Below are 16,479 nucleotides of genomic sequence, written 5' to 3' on the forward strand. Positions count from 1 at the left end.
GTCCGTGCGGCCGGGGCCGGTGGCGCCGGCCGCACGTCACCGAGGGTGATCAGCCGAAGCAGTTCTCCACCGGAGTGGGGCTGCCCTCGCAGTTGGTCGGCTTGTTGCCCCGGATCGCCGACTTGTCGTCCACGTCGACGTCGCCCTGGTAGTTGAAGACGCCGCCCGGCTTCAAGGTGGAGAAGTTGTCCGCCACCTTCGTGTCGTGCAGGGTGACCTGGCCGCGGACGTTGAAGATGCCGCCGGCGACGCCGATCGGGCCGACGGCCCGGTTCCGGACGATCGCACTGTCGCGGAACGTGACCTGGCTGAACAGGTTGAACACGCCGCCACCGAAGAACCCGGCGACGTTCTCCGCGATCTCGCTCTTCTCGATCGTGGCGTTGGTGCCGAAGGCGAGCGCGAGGCCGCCGCCCACGCCGACGGTGGTGTTCTTGGCGACCAGGACGTGCTTCAGGTCGAGCTGGCTCTCAGCCGTCGCGATACCGCCACCCGCGACCCCCGCGAAGTTGTCGGTGATCTTGGAGTCCTTGACGGTGGTGTCGCCCTCGACGTCGAGCAGGCCGCCGCCGAAGCCGAGCGTCTCGTTGCGGCTGATCTCGCTCTTGTCGATCCAGACGGTGCCGCCGTCGATGTCGTCGTGCCGGTGCAACTCCGGGGCGCCGTTGGCGATGCCACCGCCGCCGATGATGGCCTGGTTGTGCGTCACCTTGGACTCTTCGACCCGGAGCAGGCCGGCGTTGAAGATGCCACCGCCGAAGAGGAAGGCGGTGTTGTCCTCGACGGTCGTGTGGCGCAGGTTGGTCTTGCCGTAGTTGGCGATGCCGCCACCGTTTCCGCCCGACTGGTTGCCCACGACGTGGGTCTTCTCGAGGTCGGCCTTACCGCCCGGCTGCACCAGGATGCCGGCCCCGTCGTGCGTCTGCTTCTTCTTCTGCTTCTCCTCGGCGGAGACCTCGGCGCCCGGGGCGGCCTCGGCGTTCGCCGCCGCCGCGCCCTTGGGCGCGGCCTGGAGCAGCTCCAGGTACGGCTTGCCGGCCTGGGCCGCGGCGGCGGCCTCGACGGAGTTGGCGTACCGCGACCACACCGCCTCCGCCGTCATCCGCGGCTCCTTCTTGCGCTCGACGGTCTGGCCGTTCTTGAGGGTCAGGCCCTTGAGCGTCAGGTCGCCGCCGCTGCCGACGTTGAAGATCCGGAACTGCTCGGCGGTGGCGTCCCGCTCGATCTTGGTGTTGTGGCCCTTGAGCGTGATCTTCTCCTTGATCACGGGCAGGCCGTTGCCGTGGTTGTCCGAGCGGGTCAGTTTGTAGGTGCAGTCCTTGGCGAGCTTGAACTCGCCGCCGTGGTTGTTGTTGGCGAAAATGATCGCCTGGATCAGCTTGTCCGAGTCGCAGGGCACCTCCTTCCCGCGGTCCTTGTCGTGCCGGTCCCGGTCCTCCTTGCCCTCGTGGCCCCGGTCGCCTTCGCGGCCCCGGTCGTCCTCGCGACCCTGGTCGCCGTCCTTGGTGACCTGGGCGGTGGACCAGTTCAGGGCGTCCGCGCCGACGGCGCCGGCGCCGGTGGCCACACCCACGGCGGCAATGCTGACCACGCCGGTCAACCCGGCCACACCGCTGGCGAGCCAGAGCTTGCGGCGGCGCTTCTGCGCCGCCGGCCGCTCGGAGTCGTTGTTCGTTAGGTAGTTGGACATCGGAGCTCTCTGCCCTCTCCTAGTACCAGACAGGGTCGCGACGCCACAGGCGAGCGTCCCCTGCTACAAATCGGTTGTAGCTCCCGAAACGACAGTATGAGAATCTTCCTCACCTCGAGGGCATATCCGAAAGAACCCCACATTCGGTACGGGCCCCTCGTGCGCGGTGTGGACAGCCCGGGCGGGCCGATCGGTCGCACTGGTGCCGGTAGGTGAGGCGGTCGGCTACGGTGCGTAGTCGACGCAGACCGTCCAGATCGGCGCGGGAACGGTCAAGAGGGCCCAGGCGGATGGCGAGGGCTCCTCCGGGCCGCCGGAGCGGCGCGGAGGAGCCCTCGCTATGTGGTGGTGCTGTCCGGTTGCTCAGCCGAAGCAGCGGTCCGGGATGACCGGGCTGCCCTGGCAGTTCGTCGGCCGGTTGTCGGTGACGGCCGACTTCCGGTCGATGAGGACGCGGTTGTTGTTGGTCCGGATGCCGCCCGGCGGCTCGGTGGCGACGTTGTGCGCCACCTTCGTCCCGACCAGTCTCGTCGTGCCGAAGTCGTTCACGATGCCGCCGCCCACCGCGCCCGGGCTGACCGCCTGGTTCGCCACGACCTCGGTGTCCCGCAGGACGGTGGTGCCGAAGTCGTCGGTGTAGACGCCACCGCCACCGAACCCCTCGGCGACGTTCTCCTTGATCACGCTGTCCTCGATCACGGCGTGGGAGTCCCTGCCGACCCCGACGCCGCCGCCCTCGCCCTCGGTGTGGTTGTTCGCCACCACGACGTGTTCCAGGCTCAGCCTGCTGTCGTGGAGGGCGATCACGCCACCGACGTCCGTGCGGCCGATGTTGTCGGTGATGTGGCTCTGCGTGACCGTGGTCTCGCCGTCGTTGTCGAAGACGCCCCCGCCGAGGCCGGCGGTCCGGTTGTGGCTGATGGTGCTCTTCCACACCCAGACGGTGCCGCCGTCGGCCGTGTCGCCGCTCGCACTCGTGCCGTTGGCGATGCCGCCGCCGCCCAGCCCGGCGCTGTTGTACGTCACCTTCGACTCCTCGACCCGCAGCACCCCGACGTTGAAGATGCCGCCGCCGAAGCCGTCGGCGCTGTTGTTCTCCACCGAGGTGCGGCGGATGTTCGTGGTGCCGAAGTTGGCGATCCCCCCGCCGTTGCCGCCCGCCTGGTTCTGCGTGAACGTGCTGTGCTCGATGTCGGCATGGCCGCCACGCTGGACGAGGAGGCCCGCTCCGTCGGCGCTGACCACCCCGGGCGCGGCCGTCGCCGGGCCGTCGGACTGCACCTCCGCCGTGGCCGGCTCGGCGAGAGTGGCCGGCGTCCCCGGTGCGGCTGCCGACGGCGTGGGTGCCGCCATGGCCGGTCGGGCCGGGGCCGCGGCGGCAGCGGTCGAGCCCGACAGCCCGAACGTCGCCACGGGCGGTGGCGGCGGGGCCATCTTGCGGGCGACGGTCTGTCCGCCCTTGATGGTCACGTTCTTCAGCGTCAGGTGACCACTGCTGCCGACGTTCAGGATCCGGAAGCGCTCGGTGTCGGCCGCCCGGACGATCTTGGTGTCGTCGCCCTTGAGGACGATCGGTTGCTTGATCACCGGCAGGCCGTTGCCGTGCTCGCTGCGCGTCAGCTCGTAGGTGCAGTGCTCGGCGAGCTTCAGCGTCGCGCCGTGGTTCTTGTTGGCGTCCGTGATCGCCTGGATGAGCTTGTCGGTGTCACAGGGCACCTTCTTCTCCCGGTCGTCGTGCTTCCGGTTGCCCTGTTTCCGGTCTCCCTGGCCGCTCCAGTCGTCCTCGCCCTGGCCGGTCTTCTCGCCGCCGGCCTCGTCGGCCTTGCCGGCGTCGCTGACGTTCTGCCTGGGTGCCGTCGACCGCGCGTCCGAGAGCCGGTCGGTGTCGCCGGACTTGTCGTCCCTGGAGGCCAGGCCACCCAGCGCCGCCAGGCCGACGACGCCGGTCAGTCCGGCCACGCCGGCGGCAACCCAGAGCTTGCGCCGCCCCCGCGTCGGTGTGCCCGCGGGCGGGCCACCGTCAGGTGTCGTTACGTCATCGGACATCAGAGCCTTCCGCCCTTTCCTGCTACCAAGGGGGCCGCACCGCCCGAAGCGGAGCGACCAGCTACAAATAGGTTGCAGCCTCTGATGACCACCGTATGAGAAGGATCCTCACGACAAGGACGTATCTGAAAAAAGCCCACATTCGCCTCGGATCCGGCAGGGAACGGGGGCAACCGGGTGGCCGGGTGAATTGGGCCCTGACCAGGGCAAAGACTGACGGGCCCCACCCACCGGCACAGCGACGTCGAAACGTCGCGTGCCGGCGGGCGGGGCCCGTCGTGTGGTCGTACGCTCGGATCAGCCCGGCAGGCGCGGCCCCGCCTCGCGCTGCTCGGCCAGCCAGGTCTCCACCTCGTCGGCCCGGCGCGGCAGCCCGGCGGAGAGGTTGACCGCGCCGGTGGCGGTGACCAGGATGTCGTCCTCGATCCGCACGCCGATGCCCCGCAACTCCTCGGGGACCAGCTCGTCCTCCGGCTGGAAGTAGAGCCCCGGCTCGACGGTGAGCACGTAGCCCTCGCCCAGGACGCCGTCCCGGTACTTCTCCTTGCGGGCGTCAGAGCAGTCGTGCACGTCGATGCCGAGCATGTGGCCGAAACCGTGCAGCGTCCAGCGTCGGTAGATCGTCGACTTCTCGTCCATCGCCTCGTCCACACTCACCGGGAGCAGGCCCAGGTCGGCCAGGCCCTCGGTGAGGGCCCGCATGCAGGTCAGATGCACGTCGCGGAACCTGACCCCCGGCTTGATCACGTCGATGCCGGCCTGCTGCGCGGTGTGCACGACGTCGTAGACCTGGCGCTGCAACGGGGTGAACCGGCCGTTGACCGGCAGCACCCGCGTCACGTCGGCGGTGTAGAGGTTGCGGTTCTCCACGCCCATGTCCATCAGCAGCAGCTCACCCGGGCGGGTGGCGCCGTTGTTGTGCACCCAGTGCAGGATCGTCGCGTGCTCGCCCGCGCCGACGATCGAGCCGTAGCCGACGTCGTTGCCGTCGTGCCGGGCGCGCAGGGCGAAGACCCCCTCCAGCAGGCGCTCGGAGACGCCCCGGTCCGCCGGCAGCACCCGGGCCACGTCCTCGAAGCCCCGCACGGTGGCGTCGATCGCGTCCTGGAGCTGGGCGATCTCCCACTCGTCCTTGACCAGCTTGTGCTCCGCGATCGTGACCGCCAGCTCCCAGTCGCGCGCCGGCTGGCCCTCCGCGCGGGGGCCGTCGTACGGGCGCACGGCCGCGTCCACCCGCGCGTCGAAGCCGCGCAGCACGCGGGTACGCCCCGGCGCCAGGTCGGCCAGCGCCGCGTCCAGCTCGGCCAGGTCGGCGGTCGGCAGGCCCAACTCGGTCGACTTCTCCGTCAGCGTGTGCCGCCGACCGACCCACAGCTCGCCGTGCCGGCTGCGGAAGAACTCGTCGTTCTGCCGGGACGACCGGGGACGCATGTACAGCGTGGCGTCGTGGCCGGACCCGTTCGGCCGCAGCACGAGCACGCTGTCCGGATCGTGGTCACCCGTCAGGTACGCGAAGTCGCTGCCCGGCCGGAACGGGTAGGTGGTGTCGTTGGCGCGTACCTTCTCGCCACCGGTCGGGATCACCAGGGTCTCGCCCGGGAAGGCCGCCGAGAGCGCGGCCCGGCGCTTGGCGTAGTTCGGCACCTCCGGCCGCGGGCCGACCGGCAGCGTGGTGTCGTGCCAGCCCTGCCGCATGAACGTCAGGAACGCCTCCGGAAACTCCGGGTCGTGCGACTCGGTGCCGTCCGCCGGCTTGTTGTCGGTGCGTTCCTCGGTCATGCCCGCTCCCTCCGCGTCGTTGCTGGTCCTGACGGTACCCCGCGCCGCGTCGGCCCGGCCGTCCCGGTAGGCCCCACGCCCGTGGGCTGCCGGGCCTGCGTGTCGGCCCGCCCGCCGCCGGGTGCCCGCCCGGAGCGCGGGAGAGCCTGCGGTGCCGCGACGCCCGCCCGGGACGCGTGGAAAGATGACCACCATGTGCGGACTCCTGGCCTTCTTCAGCGCGCGCGGCGACGCCGCCGCCCACCGCGACAACATCGCCGGGGCGTTGGAATGCCTGCACCACCGCGGACCGGACGAGACCGGTGTCGAGGTGGTCGGCGACGCCTCCGGCCGGTACGCGGACGGGGTGTTCGCGCACAAGCGACTGGCGATCATCGACGTGGCCTCCAGCCACGAGCCGCTGCCCTACGCGGGCGGGCGCTACCTGCTCACGTTCAACGGCGAGATCTACAACTACATCGAGCTGCGCGAGGAGCTGATCCGGAACTTCGGCGCCCAGTTCGCCACCGCCGGTGACGGCGAGGTGATCGTCGCCGGCTACCACTACTGGGGCGAGCAGGTGCTCACCCGGCTGCGGGGCATGTTCGCCTTCGTCATCTGGGACCGGCAGGAGCGGCGCGCGTTCGGCGGCCGGGACTACTTCGGCATCAAGCCGATGCACTACCTGGAGACCGCCGACGGCCTCTACCTCGCCTCGGAGAAGAAGGCGCTGCTGCCCTTCGCGCACTCCAGCTACCAGGGCGACGCCGGCATCGACACCGCGAACCTCAGCCACTACCTGACGCTGCAGTACGTGCCCGAGCCCGGCACCCTGCACAAGGGGATCAACCGGATCGGCTCGGGCGAGTACCTCACCTGGACCCCGGGCGGACGGATCGACGTGCGGCGCTGGTACAGGCCGGTGTTCCGGCCCACCCCGGTCGCCGACGAGCAGCGGCTCTACCACGAGATCCGGGAGACCCTGCGGGAGAGCGTCCGGATGCACATGCGCTCCGACGTGCCAGTCGGCTCGTTCCTCTCCAGCGGCATCGACTCGACCGCCGTGGTGGCCCTGGCCCGCGAGTTCAACCCGAACATCCTCACCTTCACCGTCGGCTACGACGTCCCGGGCTACTCGGAGATCGACGTCGCCCAGGACTCGGCCCGGCACCTCGACGTGACCACCATCCCGACGAAGATCGGGCCGCAGGACATGATCGACGCGCTGCCGAAGATCGTCTGGCACCTGGACGACCCGGTGGCCGACCCGGCGCTGGTGCCCCTCTACTTCGTGGCCAAGAAGGCCGCCGAGCACGTCACCGTGGTGCTCTCCGGCGAGGGCGCCGACGAGTTCTTCGGCGGGTACACCATCTACCGCGAGCCGCTGTCGCTGAGTTCGGTCAACGGGCTGCCCGGCGGGGTGCAGAAGGGGCTGCGGGCCGTCTCCAAGGCGATCCCGCAGGGCGTCAAGGGCAAGAGCTTCCTGGAGCGCGGCACCACCCCGATCGAGGAGCGCTACTACGGCAACGCCCGGATGTTCACCGAGGAGGAGAAGCAGCACCTGCTGCGCCGCTACGACCCCTCCGTCCGCTACACCGACGTCACCGCGCCGATCTACGCGGAGTGCACCGAGCTCGACGACGTGACCAAGATGCAGTATGTCGACCTCTACACCTGGCTGCGCGGCGACATCCTCGTCAAGGCCGACCGGATCTCGATGGCCCACTCGCTGGAGGTGCGGGTGCCGTTCCTGGACCGGGAGGTCTTCGACGTGGCGTCGCGGATCCCGGTCGACCTCAAGCTCCCGCCCCGCTCCGACGCCACCAAGTACGCGATGCGCCAGGCCCTCCAGGGCGTGGTGCCGCCGGCCATCGTCAACCGCAAGAAGCTCGGCTTCCCGACCCCCACGCGGGTCTGGCTGCGCGGCGAGATGTACGAGTGGGCCCGCTGGGTGCTGTCCAACTCCGGCGCGGGCGAGCTGATCGACCTGTCGTACGCGATGCGGCTGCTCGAGGAGCACAAGCGGGAGGAGGCCGACCACTCCCGCAAGGTGTGGACGGTGTTGATCTTCTGCATCTGGCACGCCATCTTCGTCGCCAAGACCCTCGACCCGGGCATCCAGCGCAACCAGTCCGCCCTGCTCACCAAGCCCGTGGTCGGCTCCATGGTCCGCTGACCCGGGCGCCTCGGGCGGCCCCGGTCCGTGCCGCAGTCCGCTCCCGCCCGTGTGGATCAGGGGGTTTGCGTCGCCGGAAGCGTTCCCGGACGACGCAAACCCCCTGCTCACTTCCGGCGTGCGCCGACCCGCTGGCGGGATGACGCGCGACAGCCCTTGTCCGGGTGTCAGTAACGCTCGGCGAGGTGCTCGCGGCCGGGCGGCGGCTCGTAGGCCTCCGGCCAGAACTCCGTGACCTCGCGGACGAGACCGGCGTCGTCGAAGTCGAAGAAGCTCGTGGCGGGAAGCTCCGCGCCCTCGTAGGCGCAGGTGATCCAGGTGGCGGCCTGCCGGCCGGAGGCGACTGCCCGGGTCACCGCGAGGTGCCAGCCGTCGGGGTACTCGCGGTTGAGGCGCACGAACGATTCCCGGCCGACGATCCGCTCCTGGGTCTGCGGCAGGTGGTAGACCACGGCGTCGGCGAGCAGCGCGCCGAACGTGTCCCAGTCCCTGGCCTCGCACGCCGCCCAGTAGGCCAATACGGTGGCTTCCGCGCTCGTCATGGCACGCACTGTGCCAGCCTGGTGCGACGAAATGCGGTGGGCGCGGACGGAGGCCGGAGATGGGATACGCGGTGGTGCTCGGCGAGGCACTGGTCGACCTGCTCGACACCGAGTGCGACGGAAAGCCGGTCTACCGGCAGGCCGTCGGCGGTGGGCCGCTCAACGTGGCGGTCGCCGTCGCCCGGCTCGGCGGCGCGGTGCAGTTCGTCGGGTCGCTCGGCGACGACGTCCTGGCCGGGCGGATCCGCGACTTCCTGAGCGGCGTCGGCGTCGGGCTGGCCGGCGCGGTCACGGTCCCCGCCCCGACCGCACTGGCGGTGGCCACCTTCGCCGGCCCGGAGCCCGACTTCCGGTTCTACGGCCAGCCGCCCTCCTACGGCCTGCTCGGCCCCGACGACCTCGACGCCGACCTGGTCGCGGGCGCCGACGTCCTCTACTGCGGCTCGGTCGTGCTGCTCCAGCCGCCGGTGCTGGCCGCCGCGCGGCGGGCCTGGGCGCTGGCCGGCAGCCTGCGGGTCTTCGACCCCAACGTCCGCCACCGGCTGCTCGACGGGCCGGCGGCACTGGCCGGGCTGCGCGAGGTGGTGGCCGAGTTCGCCGCCGGCGCCCACCTGGTCAAGCTGAGCGCCGCCGACGCCAAGCTGCTCTATCCCGGCGAGCCTGAGGAGGGGGTGGCGGCGTACCTGCGGGAGTTGGGCGCCGGGACCGCCGTGGTCACCCTGGGCGCCGCCGGCGCGGTGGTCGCCGCGGCCGGCGCCGATCCGGTACGCGTGCCCGCCCCGAAGGTCGACGCGGTGGACGCCACCGGCGCCGGCGACGCGGTGATGGGCGCGCTCGTCGCGGACCTGCTGGTCGACGGCGAGCCCACCGTTCCGGCGGGCTGGCACGATCGGGTGGCCTTCGCGCTGCGGGTCGCCGGTCTGGTCTGCGAGTCGCCCGGCGGCGCGACCGCCATGCCCACCCGCGCCGAGGTCCTCGACCGGTTCGCCCGCTGACCCACCCCACCCCTTCTTTGCGCGATCTTGCACTTTATGCCCGCGATCTGGGGGATATGCCGCTTCTGTCGGGGCGACAACTGCAAGATCGGCGGGTGCGGGGGAGGGGTCAGGCGGTGCCGTCGAGTTCGGCGTAGCCGCGGCGGGCGGCGTGCAGGGCGGGCCGGGCGCCGAAGGGCGCCTCGGCGGCGACGCGCTCGGGCGGGGCGCTGCCGGTGTGCCCGGCGCGGATGAGCCAGGCCAGCTCGACGAGCTGCTCGTGCTGCGTGCGGACGAACGCGGCGTCCACCGGGTCGCCGTGCCCCGGCACGACGACGGTGGCCGGGGTGGTCATCCGGAGCAGCGCGGCCACCGTGTCCGGCCACTGCAACGGGTAGGACTCCTCGAAGGCGGGCGGCCCGCTCTGCTCCACCAGGTCCCCGGCGACCAGCACGTCGGCGTCCGGCACGTGGACCACCAGGTCACCGGCGGTGTGCCCGCGACCGGGGTGGCGCAGCACGACCCGCCGGCCGCCCACGTCGAGGACGGTCTCGTCGTGGACGGTGTGCGTCGGCGCCAGCAGCTCGGTGCCGGCCAGTTCCTCGGCCAGCGCGGGGTGTTCGTCGCGCATCTCCGCGTACGCCTCCCGGCGCAGCCGGTCCGCCTCCTCGCGCATCGCCTCGGCGGCCACCTCGTGCGCGTACACGGGGCGGGGTGGGTCGGCGGCGAGGGTGGCGTTGCCGAAACAGTGGTCGAAGTGGTGGTGGGTGTTGACCACGGTCCACGGGTGGGTGGTGACCGCCCGGGCGGCGGCGGCCAGCTCGGCGGCCTGCCCGGCGGTGGAGAGCGTGTCGACCAGCAGCGCGGCCCCGTCGCCGACGACCAGCGTGACGTTGACGTGCAGCAGCGGTTCGCGCAGTACGTGCACCCCATCGGCGACCTGCACGAAGCGGCCGGTCACGACGACCGGGCCGCGCGTTCCACGAAGCGCTGCCGGTCGACCAGCACCCGCTCCACCCGGCCCTCGGCGACCGTCTCGTCGCCGTCGCGCACGCTCACCTCGAAGTGCAGCCGTCGTCCGTCGACCGCGGCCAGCCGGGCCTGCGCCACCACCGTCCGCCCCACCGGGGTGGCCGCGCGGTGGTCGAGCTCCACGCGGGTGCCGACCGTCGTCGACCCGCTGGGCATCCGGGGGGCGGTGGCCGCCACCGTGGCCGCCTCGGCGAGGGCGAGCACCCGGGGCGTGCCCAGTACCGGCACGTCTCCGGAGCCCACCGCCTGGGCGGTGTCGGTGTCGGCGACGGTCAGTTCCACCCGGGCGGTCAGGCCCGGCGTCAGGGCGGGCTCCGGCTGCTCCTGCATGGCCAAAGCCTAGACGAGGCGGGCCGGGGCCGGCGGGCGTCCGTGCCGCGCCGGCTGGTTCGCCGGTTCCGGGGGAGCGCCGGTCCGAGGTCGCGCGCCGTCCACCACGGGCCGACCACCCGCCGCGCCCCTGGCGGCGCGGCGGGTGGTCGGCGTCGGTCGATGCCGTCCGCGCCGTTAACCTTGACCGCGATGTCTGTCGCGACCGACCCCCAGCCCCCCGCCCGGACCGGCCCGCCCGCCTCGCCCGACGGCGGGCGTCGTCGCGTGGTCGCGATGACCGTCTGGGGGGTCGCCTTCGTCGCCGGCTGGCTCGGCATCGGCCTGCCGACCGACCCGGCGTACGCGTTCCTCTGGATCTGGGCGGCGACGGTCGCCTGGAACAGCAGCCGGCCGTGGCGCAGCCATCTGCGCTTCGCCCGGGACTGGGTGCCGGTGGTGCTGCTGCTGGCGGTCTACAACCTCTCCCGCGGCTTCGCCGACAACGGCGCGACCCCGCACGCGTACGAGCTGATCGTCGCCGACCGGGTCATGTTCGGCTGGGCGACCGGTGGCGAGGTGCCGACGGTCTGGCTCCAGCAGCACCTCTACCGGCCCGAGGTGCACTGGTGGGATGTCCTGGTCAGCTGGGTCTACTTCTCCCACTTCGTGGTGGCGCTGGCCGCCGCGGCGGTGCTCTGGCTGCGCGACCGGGGGCGCTGGGCGGCGTTCATGCGTCGCTGGGGTTTCCTGTGCGCCACCGGCCTGGTCACCTACTTCCTCTACCCGGCGGCCCCGCCCTGGTGGGCGGCACAGAACGGGCTGCTGGAGGAGGTAGCCCGGATCTCCACCCGGGGCTGGAAGGCGTTCGGCATGCACGGCGCCGGCAACCTGCTCAACGCCGGGCAGATCGCCTCCAACCCGGTGGCCGCCATGCCGTCGCTGCACACCGCGTTCGCCCTGTTCGTGGTGCTGTTCTTCCTCCGGCAGACCCGCCGCCGCTGGTGGCCGCTGCTGTTGGCGTACCCGCTGGCGATGACCTTCACCCTGGTCTACAGCGGCGAGCACTACGTCATCGACGTGCTGGTCGGCTGGGCGTACGTCGGGATGACCTTCCTGGTGGTCGGCCTGGCGGAGCGCTGGTGGGCGGCGCGCCGGGCCCGCCGGGCCGTGGCGGAGGGCGACCCCGAGCCGACCGACCCGCCCGCGTCCGCCGAGCCGCCGGCGGTGCCGGCGACGCGCTGAGCGCCGACCCCGCGGCGGGGCGGCCCGCGATCCGTGCGCGGTCGGCCGGTCGGGTGACCACGGACCCGCGCGGCGACCGGTGCAGCGGTCGGCCGGGCGGCTGAGCCCGACGCGGGAGCGGTCAGCCGGCCTGCCGGGCGGCGCGCGCCCGGGCCGTCAGCTCCGCCGCCAGGGCCCACGCCTCGGCCAGGTCCCGGTCCCGCGCGGCCGCGCCGGCGCCGCCGGCCGTGTCGGCGTGCACCGTCGCCAGCCGCAGCCGCCGCTGCGCCGGCCCCTGCACCACCCGCACGCTCTGGATCCGGGCGTACGGCACGAGCGCCACCTGCCGCGTGAGCAGGCCGGACCGGACCGCGAAGACCCGGGCGTCGAGGCCGGCGCCGAGCACGCCCCGGCTCAGCGGGTTGAGCCAGCGGGCCCGCTCCGGCGGCGGGGTCAACGGCAGCGTGGTCAGGCACACCCCGGGCAGCACCTCGGCCACGATCGCCTCGCCGGTCGGCAGGTCGCCCACGGGGAGCAGGCGGTCCGGCCGGTTGCGGTCGTCGCTCTCGCCGGCGGAGTAGCCGGCCACCTCCAGGCGCAGCCGCAGCCACCCCTTGACCCGCCACAGCAGTGGCCAGGTCGCCCCGACGGTCTGCACCCGGTCCAGCGGGACCGTCTGGGCGCGGGTCTCCAGCAGCCCGTTGCGGATCCGTAGCGTGCCCTCGTCCCGGGCGAGCCGGAAGTTCCAGTCGTCGAGCACCCGGCGCACCGGTTGCAGCAGGACGCCGGCCATGGCGGTGAGGGTGCTCGCCACCGCGATGAACGACCACGAGTCCTCGGAGAGGAACTGCGCCAGCACGAACGCCACGCCGAACGGGATCATGAACGCCTGCGGGGTCAGCAGCTGGCTGACCAGCAGGTCCTTGTTCGCGACGGTGTGCAGCGGCCGGCCGGGCGGCGCGGGCGCCTCCGCCGGGGCCGTCCCGGTCGCCGCCGTCGCCCCGGCCGGTGCCGGCGCGGTCTGGCCCGCGGCCGCCCGCCCGGCGAGGGCGAGCAGCCGCGAACGCAGCGCGGTCGCGTCGGCGACGCTCAGGTATGCCAGCGGCGCCTCGGTCTTGCCGCCGCCGACCACCTCCAGTCGCAGCTCGGCCAGGCCGGTGAGCTGGGCGAGCAGCGGGCGGACCACCTCGACGGCCTGGAGCCGTTCCAGCGGGATCGCCCGGGTGCGCCGCCAGAGGAGCCCCTCGTGCACCCGAAGTTCGCGGCCGACCACGTGGTAGCCGGTGTGGTACCAGCTGACGACCGCGAGCACGGTGGCGCCCAGGGCCAGCACGATCGCCATCAGGGCGAACCAGCCGAAGCCGACCCGGGAGAGGGTCGACCAGGACAGGCCGGCGATCACCACGACCAGCGACTTGGCCCCGTGCAGCGCGGGGCTGAGCGGGTGCAGCCGCTGCCGGGGCTCGGCGTGCTCCGGCGCCGTACCACCCGGCACCGGTCCGGCGACCGGGGGAGGCGTCGGCGGGCCGGGTGGTGGGGGCGGGGCGTCCGGTGCCGGCACCGTGCCCGGCCCGGCCGGCGGGCCCGCGAGTCCGTGCGGGGTGTCCGGCGCGGGGCCGGCGGGTGGGTGCGGGCCGTGCGGCGCCGGTCCGGGTGCCGCGGCAGGGCCCTGCGCGGCGGGCGGCATCGCCGCCGGCCGGAGGCCGGGCTCCACCCGGGTCGGCTCGGGCCGGTCCGTCGCGCGGCCGGCCGGGTCGCTCACAGGCCCTCCGCCCGGTCCTCGCCGAGCGCGGTGAGCCGGTCGCGCAGCCGGGACGCCTCCGCCGGGCGCAGCCCCGGCACGCGGGCGTCGCTGGCCGCCGCGGCCGTGTGCAACTGGACGGTGGCCAGGTTGAACGCCCGCTCCAGCGGTCCGGCGCTGACGTCCACGAACTGCATCCGCGAGTACGGCACGATGGAGAGCCGCCGCACCAGCAGGCCGTGCCGGACCAGCAGGTCGTCCTCCCGCTCGGCGTACCCCCAGGCCCGTACGGCGCGGACGATGGTCACGACCCGCAGGGCGCCCAGCAGCAGCACCGCGCCGCCCGCCGCGCCGAACGGCCAGGCCCCGCTGAGCGCCCAGCCGACGCCCAGCCCGAGCAGGACGACGACCAGCACCATCGCGAGCCGGAGCAGCTCCACCCAGATCAGGTCGGGTGAGATCGGCTGCCAGCGGACGGTGTCCGGCCACGGCTCCAGGGGGCCCGCCGGAGGGCGGGGCGGTGCCGGCGGCGGGCCGGCGAATCCGTCACCGCTCACCGGGGGAATCCGTTGTGCGCGCTCACCCTTCGAGCGTAGGCGATCCGACCACCGGTACGACCTCCCGCAGGAACCCGCGGGCGTCCAGAAAGTCGCCGAGGGAGGAGCGGTGCTCGGCGCAGGCCAGCCAGGTCTTGCGCCGGTCGGTGTCGTGCAGCCGGGGGTTGTTCCACCGCAGCGCCCATCGGGCGGGGGCACGACAGCCGCGGGACGAGCAGATCAGCGGCTCGTCGGCGGGAAGGGGGTCGCTCATCCCGCCCAGTCTAGGGCGGCGGGAGGGCCGAAGATTGAGCGCCGGGCGGCCACGGGGGGAGCCGCCCGGCGACGGGGTGAATCGTACACACGCCGGGGCCGTCCGTGTCCACCCGTGAACGGCGATTCCGCGACGTGGGACGGCGTGGCGGGCCGGCGATCCGGCGACTCGGGACGGCGCGGCGATAATCGGGTTCTCCCCACCTCGGCACTCAGCCGGGCATGCGAGTCTTGATACGCACCACGCCGCACGACAACCGATCATGCTGTGGAGGACCGGTGGCCCAGCCGACCACGCCCGACGCCCCGACGCCCAACGGGACGGGCCCGCAGACACCCGCGCCGGTGACCACGCCGGCCGAGGACGCGACCCTGCTGGAGCGGGCGCTGTTCGAGATCAAGCGGGTGATCGTCGGGCAGGACCGGATGGTGGAGCGGATGTTCGTCGCGCTGCTCGCCCGGGGCCACTGCCTGCTGGAGGGTGTCCCGGGGGTGGCCAAGACGCTCGCCGTGGAGACGCTCGCCAGGGTCGTCGGCGGCTCCTTCGCCCGGGTGCAGTTCACCCCGGACCTGGTGCCGGCCGACATCATGGGCACCCGCATCTACCGGCAGTCGAGCGAGAAGTTCGACGTCGAGCTGGGCCCGGTCTTCGTCAACTTCCTGCTCGCCGACGAGATCAACCGGGCGCCGGCCAAGGTGCAGTCGGCGCTGCTGGAGGTGATGAGCGAGCGGCAGGTCTCGATCGGCGGCGAGACGCACCGGGTGCCCAACCCGTTCCTGGTGATGGCGACGCAGAACCCGATCGAGCAGGAGGGGGTCTATCCGCTGCCCGAGGCGCAGCGGGACCGCTTCCTCATGAAGATCCTCGTCGGCTACCCGACCGACGCCGAGGAGCGGGAGATCGTCTACCGGATGGGGGTCGCCCCGCCGGAGCCGGCGCCGGTGTTCACCACCGCCGACCTGGTCGCCCTCCAGCACAAGGCGGACCAGGTCTTCGTGCACAACGCCCTGGTCGACTACGCGGTCCGGCTGGTGCTGGCCACGCGTGCCCCGGCGGAGCACGGCATGCCGGACGTCGCCCAGCTCATCCAGTACGGCGCCAGCCCGCGCGCCTCGCTCGGCCTGGTCCGGGCGACCCGCGCGCTGGCGCTGCTGCGGGGCCGGGACTACGCCCTGCCGCAGGACGTGCAGGACATCGCGCCGGACATCCTGCGTCACCGGCTGGTGCTCAGCTACGACGCGCTCGCCGACGACGTGCCCGCCGACCACGTCGTGCACCGGGTGATGTCCACCATCCCGCTGCCCTCGGTCGCGCCCCGTCAGCAGGCCACACCGACGCCGACCGCCGCGCCGCCGGGCGCCGGTTGGCCCGGGCAGCGGCCGTGACCTCACCCGTCCGGCGGTCCGCCGACATCCCCTCGGACCGCACCGAAGCCGTCCTGTCGCGGCTGCAACTGCTGGTCACCCGCAAACTCGACGGCCTGCTCCAGGGCGACTACGCCGGTCTGCTGCCGGGCCCGGGCAGCGAGGCGGGAGAGTCCCGCGAGTACCGCCCCGGCGACGACGTACGCCGGATGGACTGGCCGGTCACCGCCCGCACGACGATGCCGCACGTCCGGCGTACGGTGGCCGACCGCGAACTGGAGACGTGGCTGGCGGTGGACCTCTCGGCCAGCCTGGACTTCGGCACCGGCCGGTGGCTCAAGCGTGACGTCGTGGTGGCGGCCGCGGCGGCGCTGACCCACCTGACCGTGCGCGGCGGCAACCGGATCGGCGCCGTGATCGGCAGTGGCGGCGGCACGAGCGCCCCGGCTCGCCGGTGGCGGAGCGCGCCGCCGGTACCCGGTCCGGACGTGTTCACCCGGGTGCCCGCCCGCTCCGGCCGCAAGGAGGCCCAGGCGTTGCTGCGGGCGATCGCCGGCACCGAGATCCGTCCGGGGCGCAGCGACCTGGGCACGCTGGTCGACATGCTCAACCGGCCGCCCCGGCGGCGCGGGGTGGCGGTGGTCATCTCCGACTTCCTCGCCCCGACCGACCGCTGGGCCCGGCCGCTGCGCAAGCTGCGCGTACGGCACGACGTGCTGGCGATCGAGGTGGTCGACCCCCGGGAGCTGGAGCTGCCCGACGTCGGGGTGCTGCCGGTGGTCGTCCCCGAGAACGGCGGGCTGGACGAGGTGC

General features: G+C 73.1%; 14 protein-coding genes. 5 read left to right on the top strand and 9 right to left on the bottom strand.

The window, feature by feature from the left end:
- Positions 1 to 49: 49 nt before the first annotated feature.
- The 3 genes from AB0L34_RS27120 to AB0L34_RS27130 form a co-directional block, all read right to left on the bottom strand.
- Positions 50 to 1,690 carry a hypothetical protein gene (locus AB0L34_RS27120; protein ID WP_363707739.1) on the bottom strand — a complete coding sequence of 547 codons (1,641 nt, stop codon included), beginning with the start codon at positions 1,688 to 1,690 and terminating at the stop codon, positions 50 to 52.
- A 363-nt stretch (positions 1,691 to 2,053) separates the two neighbouring features.
- Positions 2,054 to 3,736, bottom strand: coding sequence for a right-handed parallel beta-helix repeat-containing protein (locus AB0L34_RS27125; protein ID WP_363707741.1), 1,683 nt, complete (start codon positions 3,734 to 3,736; stop codon positions 2,054 to 2,056).
- A gap of 297 nt (positions 3,737 to 4,033) precedes the next feature.
- Entirely contained in the window at positions 4,034 to 5,515 is a 1,482-nt protein-coding gene (locus tag AB0L34_RS27130; RefSeq protein WP_363707743.1) for an aminopeptidase P family protein, read from the bottom strand.
- A gap of 193 nt (positions 5,516 to 5,708) precedes the next feature.
- Here AB0L34_RS27130 and asnB point away from each other — a divergent pair, with 193 nt between their 5' ends.
- Complete coding sequence (asnB, locus tag AB0L34_RS27135; RefSeq protein ID WP_350711425.1) at positions 5,709 to 7,670, top strand: asparagine synthase (glutamine-hydrolyzing); 1,962 nt, start codon at positions 5,709 to 5,711, stop codon at positions 7,668 to 7,670.
- A 167-nt stretch (positions 7,671 to 7,837) separates the two neighbouring features.
- Here asnB and AB0L34_RS27140 read toward each other — a convergent pair whose 3' ends face one another.
- A complete protein-coding gene (locus AB0L34_RS27140) occupies positions 7,838 to 8,212 on the bottom strand; it encodes a nuclear transport factor 2 family protein (protein WP_363707745.1) in 375 nt (124 codons plus the stop codon).
- 59 nt (positions 8,213 to 8,271) lie between these two features.
- Here AB0L34_RS27140 and AB0L34_RS27145 point away from each other — a divergent pair, with 59 nt between their 5' ends.
- A complete protein-coding gene (locus tag AB0L34_RS27145; protein WP_363707746.1) occupies positions 8,272 to 9,207 on the top strand; it encodes a PfkB family carbohydrate kinase in 936 nt (311 codons plus the stop codon).
- 109 nt (positions 9,208 to 9,316) lie between these two features.
- Here the strand turns inward: AB0L34_RS27145 and AB0L34_RS27150 are convergent, their stop codons facing one another.
- Complete coding sequence (locus AB0L34_RS27150; protein WP_363707748.1) at positions 9,317 to 10,147, bottom strand: MBL fold metallo-hydrolase; 831 nt, start codon at positions 10,145 to 10,147, stop codon at positions 9,317 to 9,319.
- Positions 10,144 to 10,548: a hotdog domain-containing protein gene (locus AB0L34_RS27155; RefSeq protein ID WP_363707750.1), complete on the bottom strand. Its 405-nt coding sequence runs from the start codon at positions 10,546 to 10,548 to the stop codon at positions 10,144 to 10,146. Before AB0L34_RS27155 ends, AB0L34_RS27150 begins: the two co-directional genes overlap by 4 nt.
- 192 nt (positions 10,549 to 10,740) lie before the next feature.
- Between AB0L34_RS27155 and AB0L34_RS27160 the strand changes: the two genes are divergently transcribed.
- Positions 10,741 to 11,772 carry a phosphatase PAP2 family protein gene (locus tag AB0L34_RS27160; RefSeq protein WP_350711415.1) on the top strand — a complete coding sequence of 344 codons (1,032 nt, stop codon included), beginning with the start codon at positions 10,741 to 10,743 and terminating at the stop codon, positions 11,770 to 11,772.
- 121 nt (positions 11,773 to 11,893) lie between these two features.
- Here AB0L34_RS27160 and AB0L34_RS27165 read toward each other — a convergent pair whose 3' ends face one another.
- From AB0L34_RS27165 to AB0L34_RS27175, 3 genes are all read right to left on the bottom strand, one after another.
- The gene (locus AB0L34_RS27165; protein ID WP_363707756.1) at positions 11,894 to 13,438 is read right to left on the bottom strand and encodes a PH domain-containing protein; all 1,545 of its coding nucleotides are present in this window, start codon (positions 13,436 to 13,438) and stop codon (positions 11,894 to 11,896) included.
- Between the two features lie 71 nt (positions 13,439 to 13,509).
- Entirely contained in the window at positions 13,510 to 14,049 is a 540-nt protein-coding gene (locus AB0L34_RS27170) for a PH domain-containing protein (RefSeq protein ID WP_357459020.1), read from the bottom strand.
- Positions 14,050 to 14,071: 22 nt separating this feature from the next.
- Positions 14,072 to 14,302 (bottom strand): hypothetical protein, encoded by a 231-nt coding sequence (locus AB0L34_RS27175; RefSeq protein ID WP_363707752.1) that lies wholly within the window; start codon positions 14,300 to 14,302, stop codon positions 14,072 to 14,074.
- A gap of 278 nt (positions 14,303 to 14,580) precedes the next feature.
- Between AB0L34_RS27175 and AB0L34_RS27180 the strand changes: the two genes are divergently transcribed.
- Entirely contained in the window at positions 14,581 to 15,687 is a 1,107-nt protein-coding gene (locus AB0L34_RS27180; protein WP_350684013.1) for a MoxR family ATPase, read from the top strand.
- Positions 15,666 to 16,479: DUF58 domain-containing protein (locus AB0L34_RS27185; protein ID WP_363707754.1), on the top strand; the 814-nt coding region annotated here is incomplete at its 3' end. The genes AB0L34_RS27180 and AB0L34_RS27185, both read left to right, overlap by 22 nt.

Source organism: Micromonospora sp. NPDC052213 (assembly GCF_040679695.1).
In the GTDB taxonomy this organism is placed as follows: Bacteria; Actinomycetota; Actinomycetes; order Mycobacteriales; family Micromonosporaceae; genus Micromonospora.

Coding starts and splice junctions, on each gene's coding strand:
- AB0L34_RS27175 (WP_363707752.1), bottom strand. CDS start 14,302: ATGAGCGACCCCCTTCCCGCCGACGAGCCGCTGATCTGCTCGTCCCGC.
- AB0L34_RS27160 (WP_350711415.1), top strand. CDS start 10,741: ATGTCTGTCGCGACCGACCCCCAGCCCCCCGCCCGGACCGGCCCGCCC.
- AB0L34_RS27155 (WP_363707750.1), bottom strand. CDS start 10,548: ATGCAGGAGCAGCCGGAGCCCGCCCTGACGCCGGGCCTGACCGCCCGG.
- asnB (WP_350711425.1), top strand. CDS start 5,709: ATGTGCGGACTCCTGGCCTTCTTCAGCGCGCGCGGCGACGCCGCCGCC.
- AB0L34_RS27130 (WP_363707743.1), bottom strand. CDS start 5,515: ATGACCGAGGAACGCACCGACAACAAGCCGGCGGACGGCACCGAGTCG.
- AB0L34_RS27165 (WP_363707756.1), bottom strand. CDS start 13,438: ATGCCGCCCGCCGCGCAGGGCCCTGCCGCGGCACCCGGACCGGCGCCG.
- AB0L34_RS27140 (WP_363707745.1), bottom strand. CDS start 8,212: ATGACGAGCGCGGAAGCCACCGTATTGGCCTACTGGGCGGCGTGCGAG.
- AB0L34_RS27120 (WP_363707739.1), bottom strand. CDS start 1,690: ATGTCCAACTACCTAACGAACAACGACTCCGAGCGGCCGGCGGCGCAG.
- AB0L34_RS27145 (WP_363707746.1), top strand. CDS start 8,272: ATGGGATACGCGGTGGTGCTCGGCGAGGCACTGGTCGACCTGCTCGAC.
- AB0L34_RS27125 (WP_363707741.1), bottom strand. CDS start 3,736: ATGTCCGATGACGTAACGACACCTGACGGTGGCCCGCCCGCGGGCACA.